Genomic DNA, 19455 nt, shown 5'->3' with positions numbered 1-19455 from the left:
AACGTGAGTTCGACATAAAAATAATTTCAAGACATTGATTTCTTGCAAATTAAAAAATTGCCATTGTCTCCTCGAGCGGAGTCGAGAGGTTATTTTACTGTAATGCTTTTACAATGAGGTCTCGACTCCGCTCGACCGGACAAAATTATCATAAACAACTCTTTAACAATTAAAAATAAATCAAACTCACGTTATTAGAGTAGGTTTTATAAAATTTATAAACTTCTCCAAATCAAAAGCGACGGCTCTTTAAAGAAGCAACAAATTGCCTTAAGGCCGTCGCACCGATATTTGAGAATCCTTATAGGGTTAAAATTGTTTAGGACACCCTTGTTTGGCCATCCCCATAAATGTAATATTTGTTGGTTACCAACTGCTCCAGCCCCAAGGGGCCCCTATGGTGCAGTTTGTCCGTACTTATGGCCAGTTCCGCGCCAACCCCCATTTGTCCGCCATCGGTAAACCTTGTGGAGGCATTGTGGTATACCGCAGCACTGTCTACCTGATCCATAAATTCCATGGCCAGCTCCTTATTCTTGGTCATAATGGTTGCGGAATGTCCCCCCGAATAGTGGTTGATCTTTTGAACGGCCGTTTCCAAATCATCTACCGATCCAATGACGCACTTCATGGATAAGAATTCTTCATGCCAAATAGACTCGTCTTCCACAATTGTATTTTCTGTTAACACCTCAGCGGCCTTAGCATCCACTACAACAGAAACTCCTTGACCTTTTAAAACAGTATTGAGCTCCTTTAATTTGTTTGGGTAATCATCAATGTTAACATCTACAAGTATTTTATCCAATGCGTTACAGGCAGAAATTTTTTGGGTCTTCGCATTTAGGATTATCTCTAAACTTTGTGCCCAATCCGCATCCTTGTCCACAAAAAGGAAATTATTCCCTCTTCCACTGACGAGTACCGCGCATTTGGCATGTTCCTTTACAAAGGCGATCAACCGCTCCCCTCCACGGGGCACTATTAGGTCCAACTTCTCACTAGGATTCCTCAAAAACGCTTGGGTCTCTTCCCTATTCATGTGCAGCAGTTGGATCCATTGGGTATCCAAACCATTTTCCTCCAGGGCCAAGTGCCAACATTTCTCCAATACAACATTACTGTTCACGGCTTCCTTTCCTCCCTTCAGCAAGATTTTATTGTTGGCCTTAAAGGCCAAAACTGACGCTTCTATGGTCACATCCGGCCTGGATTCATAAATGATCATTATGGTCCCAAAAGGTGCTGTTTTATTCTCAATTTTCAATCCGTTTTCCAGGACCTGCCCCGATTTTATTTTGCCCACTGGATCTTCTTGCTGCAGCACCTCCCTGATAGCGTTGATCATTCCGTCCACCTTATAATCATCCACTATGAGCCTATCGCACATAGCCCTGTCTGTCTTATCAAAAAGATCAAGATCTTTCTGATTGGCGACTATAATTTCCTTTCTTTTGCTATCCAAAATCTGCATCATGGATTGCAATACCTTATTTTTTATTTGTGTATTTAGTAATTTCATTCCTTCCTTTTTAATCATCCAACTTATACCGTAATCTTGGTACCCACGCTCTTTCCTTCCACAATATCCAGAATAACCCGCTTTCTTTTACCATTGGCAATATAGGTCGGTATATTCTTGGAGGCGGTCTGCTTGGCTATACTAAGCTTGGAGCCCATACCTCCCCTTCCTTCCGCTTCACCTTTATGTATGGTCTTTATATATTTCTCCACGTTCTGGTCCACGCTAACATTCTTGATCACTTCCGTATCCTTATCATCCGGATGCCCGGTAAAGAGACCGTCCGTATCTGTGAGAATGATCAATTTATCGGCTTTGGTAAGTTGCGCTACCAGACTCGCCAATTCATCGTTGTCCGAGAACATGGAATTGGTCAAGGAAACGGCATCATCCTCATTGGCAATGGGCACTACGCCTTCAGCCAAAAGACCTTCATAACAATTGATCATATTATCACGATGGTTTCCAGGGTTAAAATCCCTTTTTGTGGCCAACACTTGGGCACACTTCATCCCATAATCTTGAAATATATTGTAATAGTGGCGCATCATCCTTGGCTGCCCAATGGCCGAATACACTTGTCTCCTAGTAGCCTTATCCTTAATATGGCTCTCCCCCATGACTTCCATACCGGCAATTACCGATCCCGAAGAGACCAAAACCGACATGATATTGCGTTCGTACAATTCTGCTATCTGTTGCACCAAATGATCAAGGATAGGTTTTACGATCCTATTGTCCTTATTGGTCATTACATTGGTACCTACTTTTATAACTATTCTCTGTTTATACATATCCTATTTATCTTGTCCCAATTCTACAGCGCGATTAAAAGCGGAGTAGGCGGCCTCCTTAATAAGCTCCTTTACATTATTGTCTTCCATGGAATCCAATGCCGCCCTTGTAGTACCCCCTTTGGAAGCTACCCTTTCCATCCATGAGTTGGGGGAAAGATCGGATTGGTTGAACAACTCCACCGCCCCTTCAAAGGTATGACTGACCAACATCTTACTGTCATTGCCCGAGAAGCCCATTTTTAATGCCGCCTCCATCATACTTTGCATAAAATAAAATACATAGGCCGGGCCGCTGCCGGAAATGCCCGTGGAGGCATCAATGAATTTTTCCGAGCTTACCAGAATGGATTTCCCCGTGGTATCCAATAAATTTTCTATGGTCAGTAATTCTATCCTTGACACTTCCTTGGAAGCGGTATACGATGTTACCCCTTTCCCGATTTGGGCAGGTAAATTTGGCATGGCACGCACAATTTTTTGGAGCCCCAACTGTTCCTGCATCGAATTTATATTTACTCCGGCCATAATTGAAATAACGATCTGACCTTCATTGACCAGGTTTCGCATCTTCTTGAACAAATCCTCGCTATGGAACGGTTTAACGGCTACAAAGATTAGATCTGCCTTTGGGACACAATCCTCCAAATTTTCATGTACCTCAAAATGTAATATCTTTTTTAGGGACAAGGTCTTTTCCTGGGAACTGTCCAAGATCATTAAATTTCTTTTCTTTAACAGTTTTGATTTCGACATGGATTCCGCATAGGTCAATCCCATATTCCCTGCACCAATTACTAATACTTTCATGTATTGTTTTTAAATTTATACTTTAATTTACAACACCAATTGCACAATAACCATGCAATACCCCTATTACAATAATAGAGTTTAGCTGTGTTAAGATAATCTTAATAGATAAAATCTATACTATTGTGTTATCCCCTACCAATACTGGGATTGGCATGGTATGATATTTTGGGGAAAATAAGAGGTTTGGCCTTATGCCAAAGTGTGTCCCGCGCAAAACCTGACAAAATGGTGTCCAAATAACAAAAAAGGATCCATTTCAAAAGTTGTGTAGGTGAAGAATGGCCTAGCGTCTAGAAACTGGACAGTATTTTTGTTCAAGGTTCAAGGTTCAAGGTTCAAGGTTCAAGGAAAATCTCATTTCATCCCAATTCCAACATCCAACATATGCCAGGCCATCACCTAATAAGGTAAATAAAAGCTCTTTCCCTTGGTTAAGCCTGGCTTGCGTTTTCCGCGGGAGGACAAGGTGGATTCTCCGACCAAAGGGGGGCATATCTGAAAAGGATTAAAAAATTCGCTTTAAGGAGTAATACGGAAATGAAACCCTAGGCCTTGTTTGTTTCGATTTTTAATGCAGGAAGTATATTTTCAACATGATGGCCTCCTCATTAAACTCATTGGAAACACCATGGGGAATAGAGCCATCAAAATATAGAAGATCCCCTTTCTCCAAAAGTACCTTATCTTTTTTGAGCAAGTAGTTTACCTTACCCCCCAAAACATATATCAATTCATTGGCATTGGTAGAGATGGGCTTGCGGTATGCACCAGCGGAAACATTAACGATATATACCCTAATACTGCTATCCGAAGAAGGACTGGACAATAAATGGGTATATTCCAGATTAATGGAATCCTCCCGATCTTCCCTGGTCCCCGTTCCGTTTTTGATCACTATATAATCTCCGTTAACACTGGATGATAGGTCCAGTTCGGATAGATCTATACTTAGGGTCTGCATTATTTTTAATAGTACAGGTAGGGATGGGGTGGTTCTTAAATTTTCTATTTTAGAAATAAGTCCGGCACTAACACCGGTCCTTTTCGCTACTTGCTGTAAGGTCAAATCCCTTTTTTGACGGGCCAATTTCAATTGTCGCCCTATATTTATAAGTATGTCATCCATTTAGCTACTATTGGTCCACTGCTAGCAAACAACTGGCCGCAAAGACGTTATTACAGCAAAAATAGACATTTATTTTAATAGAAAAACACTAAAAACGTCAGTGCAATCTGAAGTGGCTTTAATAAAGGGGTCATCGACTGAATTAAATTCAATTGGATTCACTTTTTTATAAAAAATTATCCTTCAAACCAATAGTACATTGAGTGCATAAGCCATAGGCAATAATTAGGCCTTGCCCTTATGCTACCCTCTCCGTTTAAAACCTACCTTTCTATCGCTAATGGATGCGGAAAGCCTGGGGGCATCCGGATGCCTTTTCTCTGTAGGAGTAGGGTGCATAAATTGACTTTGCCTTCCTTCAATTAAAATATGACCGGAGGGATCCAAGCTTAAAAAGGCAAAAATGGGATCCTTGTACATGGCCCTACTGCCATCGGAGCCAAATCCGTCACCAACATAATAATAGGAGGCACTGTTCATTTGGAAATAATGCACATTGTTAATATAACTGTGGTCATCTACATGATGGTGACCACAAAAGCAGGCAATTACCTTTTGATAATCTGTCCTATTATTGGCATCATCGATTACTTTCCGTACAGCAAACCTACTTGGAGAAGACCACCCGTTCCAAATTTCATCAAAGGCCTGATGGGAAAAAATTAATGTCTGTTTATCTGTTCTTTCCAGATCTTGCTTCAGCCATTCAATTTGTTCCGGGTTCACCAAACTTCTATGTTGCTGATCGATATAAAAATTGGCATGGCCGTAATCCTCATATTTCCCATCGTTTAGAATATAATTTCCATCCATCACCACAAAATGAAAATCCCCTTTATCAAAGGAATAATAATTATTGTCCATGCCCAAGAAATCTATGGCATCCTGTTTGCTTCCCTTGTCCATATCATGGTTTCCCAACACGTGATACTTCTCTCCCTTATAACTGTTCCAAAGATCTATACATACCCGTGCTTCCGGAGTAGGATGGCAAAAATCGCCCCCCTGGATAATAAAATCCAATTGGCGGGAAGAAGCCTCCTTTATAAAAACATCCAAACGTTCCATGGCGTCCTTGCAATATCCATGGTGCAGATCGGTTATAAAACCAATATTGAGCATTTCACTTTTAGGGATATGATTTTTGGGCAAGAATGCGTAAGACCTTGCATTTCCAAGGCCCAAGGCTGCAATGCCCAAACCCATGTGGGCCAAAAATTTACGTCGTCCTTTTTTAGGGATTTCCATAATAGTCCATTTTTATTATTTAACCACTTACTTTATTGGATCTGGCAGTGGCACATCTATTGAGCCATTCTTCACCAAAGGGGTCCAATTCTCCGAACCTCGAAATTTCAAATTCTGAAAAATCGAGGGGATTGGACCTGCCCGAAGCCATTTCGGCAATGCCCAATCCCACTCCCCCGGCAACTGAAATCCCTGCCCCGCAACATCCGGAGGCCACCAAAAAACCTTTGGTTCCGGGTACGCCACCCAAAACCAATTGGGAATCCGGAGTATAGCCTGAAAATCCTGCCACATAATACTTGATCCCTATGTCATAAAAGGCCGGAAAAAAACGTGCCAATCGCTCCCCATTTTGCACAAGATCATCCATCCCTTCATCCGCGCTAAAAACAAAATCCGTAATATCATTGGGAACCTCTTTGGGTGAAGCCACTAGTGATTTCCCCTCCCGTATCCCAAAAAGCAAGCTGCCCCCTTCCGGACGGGCATAGGCCTGGGCATCCGGCAACAGGACCATAGGGGAATCCGTAGGAAAAATATCGGCGCGTTCGGTAATCCAATATTGACTTCGCACCGGTGCCATGGGAAGGCCTGCCCCCATTTCCCTGGCCAGAATAGGGGCCCATACCCCAGCAGCATCCACAACGGTTTCGGCGAATATCGCACCTTCCGTAGTCTCCACTCCTTTTACTGTACCCTCTTCCTGTATTACACTCAAGACTTCAACTCCCTGTAGCATTTTGGCCCCACGGTTTCTGGCGCATCTTGCAAAAAAAGTTCCCAACATATAGGGATCGCAATAAGCCTCATTGGGAACAAACCCAATTTTCAAGGCCTCGTCCACTTTTAGCCAAGGAGCTTTTTCCCTAGCCTCTTCCTTACTGATATAGTAGGCCTCCTGATCAAATTCCTTAGCTATCTCCAGTAACTCCTCCAAATCCTTTACCTTGGCTTCACTTGCCGCCACATGCATCATACCTACGGTCTTAAAATCCAAGGTTTCCCCAAGTTCTTCCTCCATTTCCTTTGCAACCCTAAAGGTCTCAACGGTAAGTGGAATATAGGAACGCTTGGACCGTACCATGGTCATAAGGGCCGCCGCTCTACTGGTTGCCGCATTGTTCAGCTCATTGCGTTCCAAAAGAACAACCTGTTTTCCCGGATTATTTTTACTGTAGTAATAGGCGATGGCGCACCCAAATATACCTCCTCCTATAATAACCAGATCGGCTTTTTCAATCCACATGCTTTTCATTTTATATCTATTTTTATCCTGAACATATTCACTTTATTTCAAATTATATCTACAAATATCACTGCTTAACTAGGGCTTACCTAAGGCTTCTCCGGTTCAAATATGGACATGGGCACTTCCCCTGTCCACGAGAGCGGAACATTCCAACAACCAAAGAGGTAGGAGATGGTCATAGCGGTATTCACTGAATTATTGGGTTCTTTTAACACTTGTCCCTTTCTTATTCCCGGTCCTGTTATGGCCCAGGGTACTTCCAGTTCCTGAGGGGTTATACCCCCGTGACCTTTTTCCGGCACCCCGCCATGGTCCGTAAAAAACATAAAATGTGTATCATCATATAGATCTTCGTCCTTAAGTTTTTGAATAAACTGTCCAATATGCGAATCTATCTCTTCAATGGAGGTAATATATTCCGGGGACATCCAACCGTAATTATGGCCAGCATGGTCCGTATGTACAGAGTAAAGAAAAACCATAGTAGGATCCATCCTGTTCTTAATAATAAAGTCCAGGGCCTTGCCATAGTTCTTTTGATATTCATCGTCCCCTTCAAAACTTACTTCGTCCATATAAAGTGGATTGAACGAATTAATGAGTTCGGCCCAATTGTAATAAAAGGCTGTTTTTACATTTGGGACGTTTTCCTTCAATATTTTGAAGATAGAGGGATAGTATCCTTGTTCGTCAACATCTATTGCAGGTAGTACTATTTTCTCCAATTCCCAGCCATTACTTAATACGCCATGTTGCTCGGGGCCGCTTCCGGTAAGGTGGGAAGTCCAATTGGGCAAGGTGACGGATGGCATAACGTTCCTGGTGGTCAAGGACAACACCCCATCTTGCATCAAGGCATCCAAATGGGGATGTTTTGCCTTTAAATACCCCTCAACGCTAATACCATCCAGACCAATGGCAACAACCCTTTTTGCCAATTTCTCCTTTTTGGGGGGTTCTTGCATTTTCTTACAGCCCAAGAACAGACCTATACCAGTCAATACTAATAATAAAAAACGTTTTTTCATTATGGTTGTTTTTAATAGTTCAAATTATTTTCCAATTTCTCTCCCATCTTATTACCTCCACAATGCCCCTATCGCCTTACAAATAAAATAACTACTGCACTTAAGAAACACATAAGGGCCACAATTACGAAAACTATATTTTGCTCTTTGGTCACATCTACCATATAACCAATAAAAGGCTCCCCCGCACCCGCAAAGGCATAGGCATAGGCGTTCATTACCCCAGACCCTGTTCCTGACCTCTTCACTCCCAATAAATCCGGACTTAAGGGCCAAAAACAAGAGCGGGGACCGTATACCAAAAAGCCCGCAGCAAACATCAATGTTAATTCCCCGAACAAATTTTCCTGGGGCACCAGATACATAAATAAAACTACAATGGCGGCCAATGACATTGATATGGCTATAGGCTTCGATCTATTTGAATTGAAGACCCTATCGGATAGTTGTCCAAAAAAGATTGCCCCAAGAGCCATCCCTCCTGGCAATGCCAACGCAACATATAAATTAGCGGCCCCGATTGACCCGGTTCCCAAATAATAGAGCGGCACCCATACCAAAAGGCCATACCTTGCCATATTCTGAAAACCCATGGAGATACATGCCAATAGGAATTTTTTGTTCTTTATAACATTTTTATAGCGCTCCACAGAGGTTTCCCCCTCTTTTGGGACCATGAATTTTGAGTTTTCCTTTATCGGCGGAAATCCGAAATCTTCAGGTTTATCACGAACCACAAAATAGAAAACGGTACAGCCCAAAAATAGTAATAGTACGGGCAGTCTAAAAAGCCATCTCCAATCCAGCTCATAAACGTCCAACATAATGATGGACAGTAAATAAATTAGTATGGAGGAACATCCTGCCGCAAATACATAAAATCCAAAGGCCTTCCCCCTTTCCTTGGCACTCCACCAATTGGCCAACAGGCGGCTGCCAGGAGCCCAGCCCAGCGACTGACCAAAACCATTTAAAGCCCAAAAAACGATAACCATCCAATATGCGGTAGCGTAACTTGTTGCCCAGTTCATAAGAACGGAAAGAATACCGCCCAATACTATCATTCCTCGGGATCCGTATTTATCGGCCAAATTGCCATTAAAAAATTGTCCCAGGCCATAAGCCCAGAGCATGGCCGCCCCCGCCCATCCGATGTACTGTTTGGAAATATTGAACTCCGATGAAATACCTTGAATCGCCCATCCAAAATTCTGCCGGCCCATATAAAAAAACAGATAGCAAAACATCACCGCAAGGAGGATTCTCCATTGGTACGTTCTGAAATCCCGCTGGATACTATTGGTAAAGGACATTTATAGTTGCGGATTTAAGGAGACCCTAAACCAATGCTGTTTCTTTGCTTCCGCCACGGCTTCAACCAAATTCTCCAACTTATAAGGGGGGCTCACCAATTCTTCAAAAGGGAATCGCCATTGATTGCGTTCCAAAAAGGCAACAGCCTCGTCCAAGTGCCAAGGGGCATAGTTATGCACTCCTTTTATACCAATACATTTTCGGATAATTTGTTCCCCTGTAATTCCCAGTTCCGAATCTGGATGCACCAGCCCTACCAGGACATATTCCCCTCCTGCACGCAGCAAGTCCATTCCTTGGGGAATCAATTCCTTAACTCCGGCGACCTCAAAAACAACATCGGCTCCTGGTCCAATCCCGTCCTTTACAAATGTCTTGACATTTTGGGGATCCCCGGCATCTACTGGTATGGCTCCAAACCTTCTGATAACATCAAACCGATCGGTATTGATTTCCAAGCAAAAAACAAGGGGAACCCCCATTTCCTTTAGAAGTCCACAGGCATAAATTCCTAGAAGTCCACCCCCCTGTACAACTACCTTATTGGGTTTTATTTTAATTTGGGAAACCGCATTGACCATGGTAGCAAGAGCACAATTGGCAGGGGCTACCATACTATCACTTAGTGCCTTTGGCACCTTTACCAGGTGCGTTCCCCTTCTAATATGGATAATGGAGGAGTAGCAGCCATTGAAACCACTGCCTTTATGTATAGAGGCATGTCCATATTTAAATAGTTGATCGCATTTCTGCGGAAGACCATATTCTGTACAGCAAGGACACTTTCCACAAGTATCCGCAATGGACCAAGTTACCCGATCTCCTATGGCAAAGCCCAGGCGGTCCTTGATATCAATAATTTCCCCTACGGCCTCATGTCCGAGGATACAGGGAACATCTTCCTTTCTTTTACCTTCAATGGTATGTAGGTCCGACCCACAAATGGTGGCCATCACAATTTTCACCAGAGCTTCCCCGGCATTCAACTTAATTTTCAATTCTTTCCGTTCAAAATCAAAAGGCATCCCTGCCCCGTGAAAAACTTGAAATTCCATATCCAAAAATTTATCCTTTACCATAAGGCAAATAGATTTAACATCGGAAAGTATCCCTATAGTGTACCATTCCGATATGGGAAAATCCTTATTACTCGAACATTAGGGTCCAAGAATGGACCATAAAGCATAAAGCTTGTAGAAGATCACATTCTTGACAATTTTAAATGGTTCCCAAAATATTAAACCGCGCTACTTGATTGCTCCCATTTTTGTATCATCTAAATTGCGACATCCCTTCAACATTAATCCGAACTTTGAAGGTTCCATTTTATGGCCGCCAATCCTCCCCCTATGAACGACATAATAACGAAAAAATAAAATAAATTATCCCATCCATAATACTCATTAATGGCCACCACTATAAAACCGGAGAACATCTGTCCCACGGATCCCATTCCATTAATGATACCAGCTGCCATGGCCGCCCCCTTAGTACCCCCTACATCCATGGAACCGGCGGTGCATATTAAGGAGTCCGGGCCATAAGTAGCTATACCTATAAGTGCGATACTGATAATGGTCGCTATTTTCCCATAGGGAACCATAAAAGGGTGTGCAAGGCAGGCCAGCCCCAGGCCTATCATCATGAGGGAAACCGTACTAAACCTATTGGATTTAAAGATCTTATCGGAACTATAGCCCGCCAAAATAACCCCAAAAAAACCTATCAATTCATATACCGAAGACATATAACCCGCATCACTGACCCCGTAGTGCAAAGCCTTTTCCAAATAAACGGGCAACCAAAAAAGAAAGGCATATCTGGTCATTTTGAGGATCATATAACAGCTGGAATAAATCCATAGGGAACTATTCCTTAACAATAATCCCAATATTTTCAATTTCTCCGCCTTGGCCCCTCCTTCAAAATCGTATTTATTCTCAACTATTTTAGGCAACCCTACATCTTGTGGGTTGTTCCTGGTGAACAAGAGATATAAAATGGCAACTACAAAGAGAATCAAAGAAGGGAAAATAAACCCTCTTTTCCAACCCAGTTCCGAAAGGAACTCCATATCAAAAGCGGCATAAGTGGCAAAGATAGTTGCCAGGAAGCCCCCAGTAACATAACAGGTAGACCACCAGGACATTACTATACCCCGCTCGGTCCTTCTGAACCAAGGGGTCATATTCTTTATCAACCCGCTCCAACCTGTAGATTGTCCGTAGCCATTAACCGCTATCAGAAAAACAATTACACCTGCAGAAAAGGTCATGCCAAGGAACAAGTTTCCTATTGCGGCCAGAAACAAGCCTACAGTAACCACCTTCCTAGGTCCAAAGGTATCGGATAGATATCCATTTACAAATTGCCCAATAGTATATATCAAACTATACACGAAAATAATGGAAGCATAATCAGAGTTGTCCAGTCCCAGATCGTCCTCCATGGAACTCCAGGTAACCGATAAATTTTTCCTTCCAAAATAAAAGCCTGCATAGGCAAGCCAAGTAAGAACAAATATTCTTCTTCTCCAATATTTCTGATCTACGGTTAAACTCATGGTTGGTATTAATTATTTTATTCAATTCAAGATTAGGGACCCCATGTCTAAAAAATTGATCGGAAGTAAACACCACCGGGGCCTAGGAACCGGCGGTATCCCTTAAGTAATATTATGAAAAGGTATTCAAAAACTATTTCACTTGGATTAAAAACAATAAACAATTATGAATATAATTGGCAAGACGGTCAATAATTGCGAATTAGGCTTCCAAAAAACCTATTTGAACAAGATATTCCTCCAATACCTTTAAAAAATTCTCCATATCCTTATAATCGATCTGTCCAATATTGGATATCCTGAACGTATCATAGTTGTTTACCTTACCAGGGTAAATGGTAAACCCACGCTCGAAGAAAAAATCGTGCATTTCATCAAAATCGTATTTATCGCTCTTAGGCTCTATGATGGAGGTAATTATTTTGGAGTGATGTTCCCTGTCTATCAAATACTCCAATCCCAATTTTTCTATACCTTTTAATAAAGTTTCCCAGGACCTGGCATATCTGTCATAACGCTTGGCAATAGTTTCCTCCTTGGTTTCGATAATGGCCTGCTTTAAGGCATAGAAGGTCTGTACCGGAGGGGTAAACCTGGTTTGGTGCGTTTTTTCAAAATAGGCATATTGGGCATACAAGTTTAAATACAGGTTCCGCATAGGAACGGATTCGGTGGCCAACAAAGCTTTTTTATTGCATATGGCAAAACCTATCCCGGCCATTCCCTGAATATTCTTATTGGAACTGGCCGCCAAATAATGAATGTTCATGGCCTTCATATCCACTGGAATGGCCGCAAAACCGCTCATGGAGTCTACTATAAAACTAATATTGTAGGAAGAGCACAATCTTCCTACCGCTGCAATATCATTCAATAAACCCGTAGTGGTCTCATGATGGATCATGGCCAGGTGCGTTACTCCCTTTTCCGATTTCATAACTTCTTCCAGGGCCCTTAAATCTATGGGCGCTATGGATGAAGATTCAAAAACTACCGTACCCAGCTTGTATATTTTGGCGATCTGGCACATACGTTTACCATAGGCACCATTATCTATTATTAAAATACGGCCATCTTCCGGAACTACGGAGCTCAATATGGCCTCTACGGTGGCCGTCCCCGACCCCCCGAACAAAACAGTGGCATACTCCTTGGGGTCTCCCACAAATTTGGTAATCTCAGTGGCGCAGTATTCCATAAGATCCCCGAACTCTTTTTCCCTGGGACAGATATCGGTAACGACCTGGGCCAATTTCACGGAATCCGTGGTAGTTGCCGGACCGGGATTGAGCAATACATTTCTTTTTATTTGCATTTTATACTTTTGGATTAAGATTTTTGAATTGTTTAAAATTATTGATACCGTACCCTAGTATCCTGTCTACCCTACTTTAGCCATCCCAAGTCTTGTTCTTTTTCCACTGGCCTTCGTTAAAAAAACTGTTCCGTAGCTAAGGCTATGCAACATTTTTTTTGCCTTGAGCAAATAAAAAATAACGGCGACTTAAACGACACAGTAGCATTGACATTACGCTAGGCAATATCCCAAGGCAGGGAATAGGTCTTAACATAGGTATACCCCTTCATGGTCTCTATGACCCCTTCCTTATACCCCAAGCCGGAATCCTTCACCCCGCCAAAGGGTGTCCATTCCAAACGGTAACTAGGGGCTTCGTTTACATTTACCGTCCCCGTATCCAATTCGGTAATGACCCGCTGAATGGATGGCCAGTGATTGCTCACTACTCCCCCGGACAACCCGTAAGGGGTATCATTGGCAATGTCTATGGCCTCGTCCAAAGTTTTGAACCTAATGATTGGGGCTACGGGCCCAAAGGTCTCCTTGGCCACCACTTCGTGGGCATTTTGCACATGGTCCAAAACCGTTGGTGCATATAGGGCACCATCGCGTTTATGACCGGCCAAAAGCACTGCGCCATTATCTATGGCGTCCTGGACACGCAATTCCATTTCTTTGGCGGATTCTTCGGTAATAACAGTTCCCATATCGTTTTCTGCATCATAGGGATCCCCATATTTCAAGGCTTTAACACGGGCGGTCAATTTAGCGGCATAGTCATCCGCTATGCTTTCATGAACCAAAATTCTTCTGATAGCGGTACAACGCTGGGCAGAATTTTTAAAGGTTCCGGACATGGTAACTTCGACCGCCTCATCAATATCCGCATCTTCAAGTACCAATAATGCGGAACTTCCTCCAAGCTCCAAAACCAATTTCTTGTAGCCTGCTTTGGAAGCAATTATTTTTCCCACTTTACTACCACCGGTAAATGAGACCATGGTAATTTCCGGATGAACGGTCATCATTTCTGCCGTTGCCTGAACATCCGCTCCATTGATGACGTTCAACATATTGGGCGGCAGACCGCAGTCCAAGGCCAATTGCGCAAAATAGTAGGCGGACAAGGGGGTTTTTTCCGATGGTTTCAAGACCACCGTATTGTTGGTGGCGATGGCCGGAGCTATTTTGTGTACCACCTGGTTCATAGGGTGGTTGAAAGGCGTTATACAACTGATGAGCCCCAAGGGTACACGGGTGGTATAGATCCTTCTGGGCTTGCCATTTTTGGAGACATCACAGGGAAACACCTGGGAGTCATCATCCAAAGCCTTCATGGCCGAAAATCGCAGCACATCGGAAACCCTGCTGGCTTCATAACGCGTATCCTTTAGACAGAGTCCGGTTTCATCGGTAATCATCTTACTCACTTCATCAACGCGCTCTTCCAACGCACTCGCAATTTTATTTAGTATATCGTACCGTTCATAACGGGTAAGGTTGATTTTGGTATTCTTGGTATCCGTCAATACCTTGTCCAAGGTTTTTGTATCCAAGGAAGCCACCCTGCCTACCTGTTTTTTGGTGTACGGGTTATAAATATTTATCCATTGCCCGCTTTTTACCTGCTTTCCATTAATTATACTTCCAAATTCGATCATCGTATTGTATTTAATGGTTAGTTGGAAAATCCGTTGCTCAAGAAATGGAACAGGTCAAAATTCCTACAGGTGCCTGATGTCAATTTTTCACTGTATTCTGCGTTCAATTTTTTATTGAATATCATGGGCACTTCTTGACAATGCTCACCTCCATGGGAGCGCAATCCTTCCTTGACCTTATCCAACTCATGCCAATCCGGGGTTCTCCCGATAGTGGTCGCAGCATCTGCCAAAACCACCAAGTCCCCGATTCTATCCCCAGGAAGTTCATATTCTTCCACAGCCTCGGCGTTGGTAAGCACCTTTTCAATGCCATCCAGACCCAACAGATACTCCTTGGCCAGCTGTAACTGGGATTTATCCTCCAAGTACAAAGTACCATATCCGCCTAGGGCACCATGATGTACCACATAGGGATCGGTGATGGGCAATATTACCCTCGATTTAATATTTTGGGCATCCAATAACTGTTCTATGAACTGTACCTTTGGACTTCCGTCAGAATTAGTCTTGGCCTGCATCCCATGATCGGCGGTTACGCCTATAATGGCACCCAACTTGTCCAATTCCCCCAACCAAAGATCTATTTTGGATAAGAAATCGTTTGCATCCGGACTTCCTGGAGCATATTTATGCTGCACAAAATCCGTTGTTGTCAAATACATTACATCAAAATGTTCGCGCTTTAACAATTTGGCACCGGCCTCAATGCAGTACACAGAAATATAGGGATCATAAATTCCCGGTCTTTCCTTGCCCATTAATCCCTCTTCCACATTGTCTATACCATTCTCCCCAACAGTGGCCTGATTGGCAAATTCGGCAGAAAAGCAGATGCCTTCCAGATTATGGGCCAACATTTTCCGCAATTTATCCTTTGCGGTCACCACGGCCACCTTTCTGCCATTCTTACTTAATTCGGACAAAATGGTGGGAACTTTTAGATACTTGGGATCGTTCATCATTACCTCCTGCTGCAGCTCGGTATCCCAATAAAAATTGCCGCAAATTCCGTTAATTTTTGGAGTTACCCCGGTAACAATGGCCATATTGTTCGGATTGGTAAAGGAGGGGATTACACTTTTCACCATTCCCATGGAACCTTCCCTTATAAAACGTTGCAAATTGGGCATTACCTCCTTGGCACCTTCATAGTAAGGATAAGAGGTTCCGTCCATGCATATTCCAATAATGGTCCGTTTTTGTTCAGGGTAATTTCTGTTATTAATGTTCATGTTCTAAAATATCTTTTGAGTTTTTCATTAATTTTGCACTAAAGTACAAAAATTATACTAATAGGATAATTATAATTATTAAAATTATTGGTCGTTACAGGGTATATTCAAAAGTGAATTTCCTTCCAATCCCCATTCGGGTTTGATGGGAATACATAAATGATTCAAGGCTGTAGTGACCACGTCAACTGTTCTAGGAGTATTGTCAAAATTATTTAAGGTTTCTATGGAGTTCTGGTTGGAAGGCTTCCAATTTCCACCGCTCAATACCCCATTGGCACTTAGGGGACCAGCATCAAGAATCGAAGTCCCATGACCCTCAGTAATTTTCCAATATCCCTTAATATTCGAATACTTCGGATGCGTTTCGTTCAACTCCTTACATTTCCAAGAATTAATATCAGAAGCATCCAACAAAGTATTAAAAATCCTGACCTCTGAAACGTAGCCCTGATAGTTGTAATTGGAACGGCCGTCCGCCCCGATCGTAAAAGGAAAGTTATTGTCCATATTTCCTATGACAGAGATGTCCGCTGTATTTTTTAGTATTCCATCAATATACACCTTAAGTAGGCCATCACGATCAAAAGTAGCACTTAAGGTATGCCATTCATTATCGGAAATCATTTCTGTTTCTATATCCGTACGGCGATTTCCGTCACCCAGATTCACCTTAAACTTCCTATTGTTGGGGTTAAAGGAAAAAACATATCCAGGCAGAAGACCACTATCCCAATCTTTTTTGGCCAGAATACTAACGTCACCCGAATTGGAAGTGCGTATCCTGCATTCTATGGAGAAATCCTGGGCGGCCCCAAAGTTGTATGCCGGATCATTGGGCACTTCAATAACGGATTTGGCGTCAAAATAAAGGTCAGTACTGCTCTCCAAGCAATTATCCACAGGTAGGACCACAATTTCCTCTGTAGTTTTTGATATTTCCATTTTAGGCACATTGTCCCCGCTCACGATCAAGAATATGGTACGTTCCTCATCGGTATCCCCGCCATGGCCGGTACCAATTCCACCATGATCCGTACTTATCAAGATTGCCCAATCCTCATTTTCATAATTGGGACGCTCCCTCAAAGCCATTAATACCTCACCAATGGCCCCGTCCACAATTTCTATGGCTCCTATATATTCTGGATTTTCAGGGCTAAAACCGGAACCATGCCCAGCATGATCAACATCATCAAAATGAAGGAACAATGCTTTTAAGTCCTCAGTCTTCAATTCCATTATTGCCTTGTTCTTGGTATCCAAAGTGGAATCCTGCGTATTTACCGTTTTATCCAGTGGAGCTCCCATTTGATCATTTATAGGATGCCATTGGCTTACAGAAACTGTATAATAATCCGGGTTGGCCTCCTCTATCCATTTAAAAAAATGGGGGTATTGTGCATAATTGGCGCCCGAAAAGGAATTATCGCTAACGCCGTGTTTGTTTTCCCATACTCCGGTAAGCATAGAGGACCAACTGGGGCCACTTATCGTAATCCCTGTATTTCGGGCGTCCAAGGAAAAAGTCCCATTCGCCATTAGCCTGTCCAAATTTGGGGTAGTGGCCGCTGTTAAACCATCTGGCCTGCAACCATCTATTCCTATGATCAATATTTTTTTATTTTCCGCTTTCCCTTCCACATCCTTTTTTAATTCTGACGAATTATTTTGGGAACAGGACCATATGGATATCACTATTATGACGATCCAAAATGTTATTTTTATAAATCCCATATCTCTAGTAGTATATTTTTTAATAATAAAGCCACCAAATTAAAAAGGGAGGAGCATTAAAAGCCCCTCCCTCATTACAAAAACTAACTCAACTCAATTTTATACAATCTGGTTTGTTATTTGATCAGTTAAACAATGCTGCAACTTCTTGATCTGAAAGCGCATAATCATAAATTACCGTACCCGCTATTTTTCCTTGGAAAAATTGGCCATAGTTACTTGTACCATCTTGGGCCAGGCGCAATGGATTCCCACTTTCCGTATTGCCAACAGCCGCCATACTTGTACTGGTTACTTCCTTACCATCTTGATACAAGGTCATATCGGCATCCCTATCAAAGACCACAGTCAACAAATGCCATTGGCCATCATTAAACCCACCATTGAAATCGGTATCCGCTTTGGTTGTTCCATCAGAAGTGGCAACACGCCAGTTGCTACCTCGGAATGCAATGGTCAACCCTTTATTGGAGGAGCTGCCCCAGTCTTGATCCCCTATCATGACCGGATCACTGTCAGAAGAGGTCGTATTTACCCAAAATGAGATGGAATAGTCCCCGTCATGCCTAAAATCCAAGTCGGTATCGCTAATTGTAGCGAACTGATTTACACCATCAAAGGTGAAAGCGGACAAATTATTCTCACTACTAATGGTAGCACCGGAATTGGTGACCGATATATTCTTAACGGTACCATCCTGTTGTTTTAACTGTACGCCCGTTAATGGTGTAGAAACACCTGCAACCTGCTGAGAAGACAAAGCGTAATCATAGATGGATACCTCGCCAATATTTCCTTCAAAGAATTGGCCATAGGCACCGGTACCATCCTGTCCTATGCGTAGTGGGTTTCCACTTTCTGTGCTTCCAATACCTGCCATACTTGCCGAGGCCACTGAGGTACCGTCCTGATAAAGTGTCATGCTGCCATCCCGATCAAAAGTGGTCACGATATAATGCCATTCCCCATCATTAAAACTACCATCATAATCGGTATCCGCTTTGGTTACACCATCTGAGGTGGCAACACGCCAATTGTCCCCACGGAAAGCTATGGTCAATCCCGGATTGGATGAACTGCCCCAGTCTTGATCCCCGATCATAACAGGGTCGCTATCCGTAGAGGTGGTATTTACCCAAAATCCAATAGAATAATCACTGTCATGCCTAAAACTCAATTCAGGAACATCCAAAATTTCTACCTGGTTGTCCGCGCCATTGAACGCTACTATTGAACCGTAGGCTGCATCCTTAATTCTAGAGGTCACCTTTTCGTTTATAGCCAAAGGAATAGTTTCTCCGGTACTCTTCTTTAAATACACAAAAGTATCTATGACGGCATTTGGATCAAAAAATTTCACCTTCTTAACTTCAAAATTCACCGCCCCGATGGAGCCATCCATATATAGGATATCAAATTTAAGAGTAGTATTGTCCCCTATTTCCAATAGGTTAAGTTCTTCCAAACTGGATACAAAACTTTGCGACTTAAATTTATCGCCAAAAGTTGGGAAATCTGTCAAGGTCTCCAGAACGGACAAATCCGTTCCCGATAGCACCTTTATTTCCGATGGCAACTTGGAAGTAACTATCGCCAAATCTACTAATTGACCATCGGAATAAGATTCCTTCTGTCTTGGGTCATAGGTCAATTCTGCCAGTTCATCATCGGTATACTCTACACCTGTATTGGGGTTGACATGATATACGTAAAACTCAAAGTTTTCCAGATACCTTTCATCTGCCCAACCTTCACCTTTATCATCCGAACACCCTAGGGTCAAGATGAATCCCGATAACAGCCACAGGAAAACCTTAACGTTATTTTTCTTAATTTTATTTATACTTTTCATTGTAGTAAAATTT

General features: G+C 42.6%; 15 protein-coding genes. All 15 read right to left on the bottom strand.

The features are described from left to right. Window positions 1-319: 319 nt before the first annotated feature. The 15 genes from D0S24_RS02940 to D0S24_RS02870 all read right to left on the bottom strand — a co-directional run bounded on the left by D0S24_RS02940 (window position 320) and on the right by D0S24_RS02870 (window position 19442). On the bottom strand, window positions 320-1522 hold the full coding sequence (locus tag D0S24_RS02940; protein WP_117018582.1) for a glutamate-5-semialdehyde dehydrogenase: 1203 nt from the start codon (window positions 1520-1522) through the stop codon (window positions 320-322). A 23-nt stretch (window positions 1523-1545) separates the two neighbouring features. Further along, a complete protein-coding gene (proB, locus tag D0S24_RS02935) occupies window positions 1546-2316 on the bottom strand; it encodes a glutamate 5-kinase (protein ID WP_117018346.1) in 771 nt (256 codons plus the stop codon). A 3-nt stretch (window positions 2317-2319) separates the two neighbouring features. Next, a complete protein-coding gene (proC, locus tag D0S24_RS02930; protein WP_117018345.1) occupies window positions 2320-3126 on the bottom strand; it encodes a pyrroline-5-carboxylate reductase in 807 nt (268 codons plus the stop codon). Window positions 3127-3697: 571 nt separating this feature from the next. Next, entirely contained in the window at window positions 3698-4255 is a 558-nt protein-coding gene (locus D0S24_RS02925; RefSeq protein WP_117018344.1) for a helix-turn-helix domain-containing protein, read from the bottom strand. Between the two features lie 243 nt (window positions 4256-4498). Further along, a complete protein-coding gene (locus tag D0S24_RS02920) occupies window positions 4499-5503 on the bottom strand; it encodes a metallophosphoesterase (RefSeq protein ID WP_117018343.1) in 1005 nt (334 codons plus the stop codon). 19 nt (window positions 5504-5522) lie between these two features. Beyond that, window positions 5523-6749, bottom strand: a complete 1227-nt coding sequence (locus D0S24_RS02915; RefSeq protein WP_181938014.1) for an FAD-binding oxidoreductase — start codon at window positions 6747-6749, stop codon at window positions 5523-5525. Between the two features lie 89 nt (window positions 6750-6838). Then, window positions 6839-7780 (bottom strand): alkaline phosphatase family protein, encoded by a 942-nt coding sequence (locus tag D0S24_RS02910; RefSeq protein WP_117018341.1) that lies wholly within the window; start codon window positions 7778-7780, stop codon window positions 6839-6841. 68 nt (window positions 7781-7848) lie between these two features. Next, window positions 7849-9093 carry an MFS transporter gene (locus D0S24_RS02905; RefSeq protein ID WP_117018340.1) on the bottom strand — a complete coding sequence of 415 codons (1245 nt, stop codon included), beginning with the start codon at window positions 9091-9093 and terminating at the stop codon, window positions 7849-7851. Continuing rightward, window positions 9094-10173, bottom strand: a complete 1080-nt coding sequence (locus D0S24_RS02900; RefSeq protein WP_117018339.1) for a zinc-binding dehydrogenase — start codon at window positions 10171-10173, stop codon at window positions 9094-9096. It abuts the gene before it with no gap. Between the two features lie 221 nt (window positions 10174-10394). Further along, entirely contained in the window at window positions 10395-11657 is a 1263-nt protein-coding gene (locus D0S24_RS02895) for an MFS transporter (protein ID WP_117018338.1), read from the bottom strand. A 202-nt stretch (window positions 11658-11859) separates the two neighbouring features. After that, window positions 11860-12972, bottom strand: a complete 1113-nt coding sequence (locus D0S24_RS02890; RefSeq protein WP_117018337.1) for a 2-aminoethylphosphonate aminotransferase — start codon at window positions 12970-12972, stop codon at window positions 11860-11862. A 218-nt stretch (window positions 12973-13190) separates the two neighbouring features. Beyond that, window positions 13191-14618 carry an aldehyde dehydrogenase family protein gene (locus D0S24_RS02885; protein ID WP_117018336.1) on the bottom strand — a complete coding sequence of 476 codons (1428 nt, stop codon included), beginning with the start codon at window positions 14616-14618 and terminating at the stop codon, window positions 13191-13193. Between the two features lie 17 nt (window positions 14619-14635). Next, the gene (gene phnA, locus D0S24_RS02880) at window positions 14636-15853 is read right to left on the bottom strand and encodes a phosphonoacetate hydrolase (RefSeq protein WP_117018335.1); all 1218 of its coding nucleotides are present in this window, start codon (window positions 15851-15853) and stop codon (window positions 14636-14638) included. 84 nt (window positions 15854-15937) lie between these two features. Beyond that, window positions 15938-17590 (bottom strand): alkaline phosphatase family protein, encoded by a 1653-nt coding sequence (locus D0S24_RS02875; RefSeq protein ID WP_117018334.1) that lies wholly within the window; start codon window positions 17588-17590, stop codon window positions 15938-15940. 124 nt (window positions 17591-17714) lie between these two features. Then, window positions 17715-19442 carry a LamG domain-containing protein gene (locus D0S24_RS02870; protein WP_117018333.1) on the bottom strand — a complete coding sequence of 576 codons (1728 nt, stop codon included), beginning with the start codon at window positions 19440-19442 and terminating at the stop codon, window positions 17715-17717. Window positions 19443-19455 lie beyond the last annotated feature (13 nt).

Origin of the sequence: Arenibacter sp. P308M17 (genome assembly GCF_003426735.1) — a bacterium.
GTDB lineage: Bacteria > Bacteroidota > Bacteroidia > Flavobacteriales > Flavobacteriaceae > Arenibacter.
This window is presented reverse-complemented; position numbering and strand designations above follow the sequence as displayed.

Coding starts and splice junctions, on each gene's coding strand:
- D0S24_RS02920 (WP_117018343.1), bottom strand. CDS start 5,503: ATGGAAATCCCTAAAAAAGGACGACGTAAATTTTTGGCCCACATGGGT.
- D0S24_RS02915 (WP_181938014.1), bottom strand. CDS start 6,749: ATGTGGATTGAAAAAGCCGATCTGGTTATTATAGGAGGAGGTATATTT.
- proB (WP_117018346.1), bottom strand. CDS start 2,316: ATGTATAAACAGAGAATAGTTATAAAAGTAGGTACCAATGTAATGACC.
- D0S24_RS02890 (WP_117018337.1), bottom strand. CDS start 12,972: ATGCAAATAAAAAGAAATGTATTGCTCAATCCCGGTCCGGCAACTACC.
- D0S24_RS02900 (WP_117018339.1), bottom strand. CDS start 10,173: ATGGTAAAGGATAAATTTTTGGATATGGAATTTCAAGTTTTTCACGGG.
- D0S24_RS02905 (WP_117018340.1), bottom strand. CDS start 9,093: ATGTCCTTTACCAATAGTATCCAGCGGGATTTCAGAACGTACCAATGG.
- proC (WP_117018345.1), bottom strand. CDS start 3,126: ATGAAAGTATTAGTAATTGGTGCAGGGAATATGGGATTGACCTATGCG.
- D0S24_RS02910 (WP_117018341.1), bottom strand. CDS start 7,780: ATGAAAAAACGTTTTTTATTATTAGTATTGACTGGTATAGGTCTGTTC.
- D0S24_RS02895 (WP_117018338.1), bottom strand. CDS start 11,657: ATGAGTTTAACCGTAGATCAGAAATATTGGAGAAGAAGAATATTTGTT.
- phnA (WP_117018335.1), bottom strand. CDS start 15,853: ATGAACATTAATAACAGAAATTACCCTGAACAAAAACGGACCATTATT.
- D0S24_RS02870 (WP_117018333.1), bottom strand. CDS start 19,442: ATGAAAAGTATAAATAAAATTAAGAAAAATAACGTTAAGGTTTTCCTG.
- D0S24_RS02925 (WP_117018344.1), bottom strand. CDS start 4,255: ATGGATGACATACTTATAAATATAGGGCGACAATTGAAATTGGCCCGT.
- D0S24_RS02885 (WP_117018336.1), bottom strand. CDS start 14,618: ATGATCGAATTTGGAAGTATAATTAATGGAAAGCAGGTAAAAAGCGGG.
- D0S24_RS02875 (WP_117018334.1), bottom strand. CDS start 17,590: ATGGGATTTATAAAAATAACATTTTGGATCGTCATAATAGTGATATCC.
- D0S24_RS02940 (WP_117018582.1), bottom strand. CDS start 1,522: ATGAAATTACTAAATACACAAATAAAAAATAAGGTATTGCAATCCATG.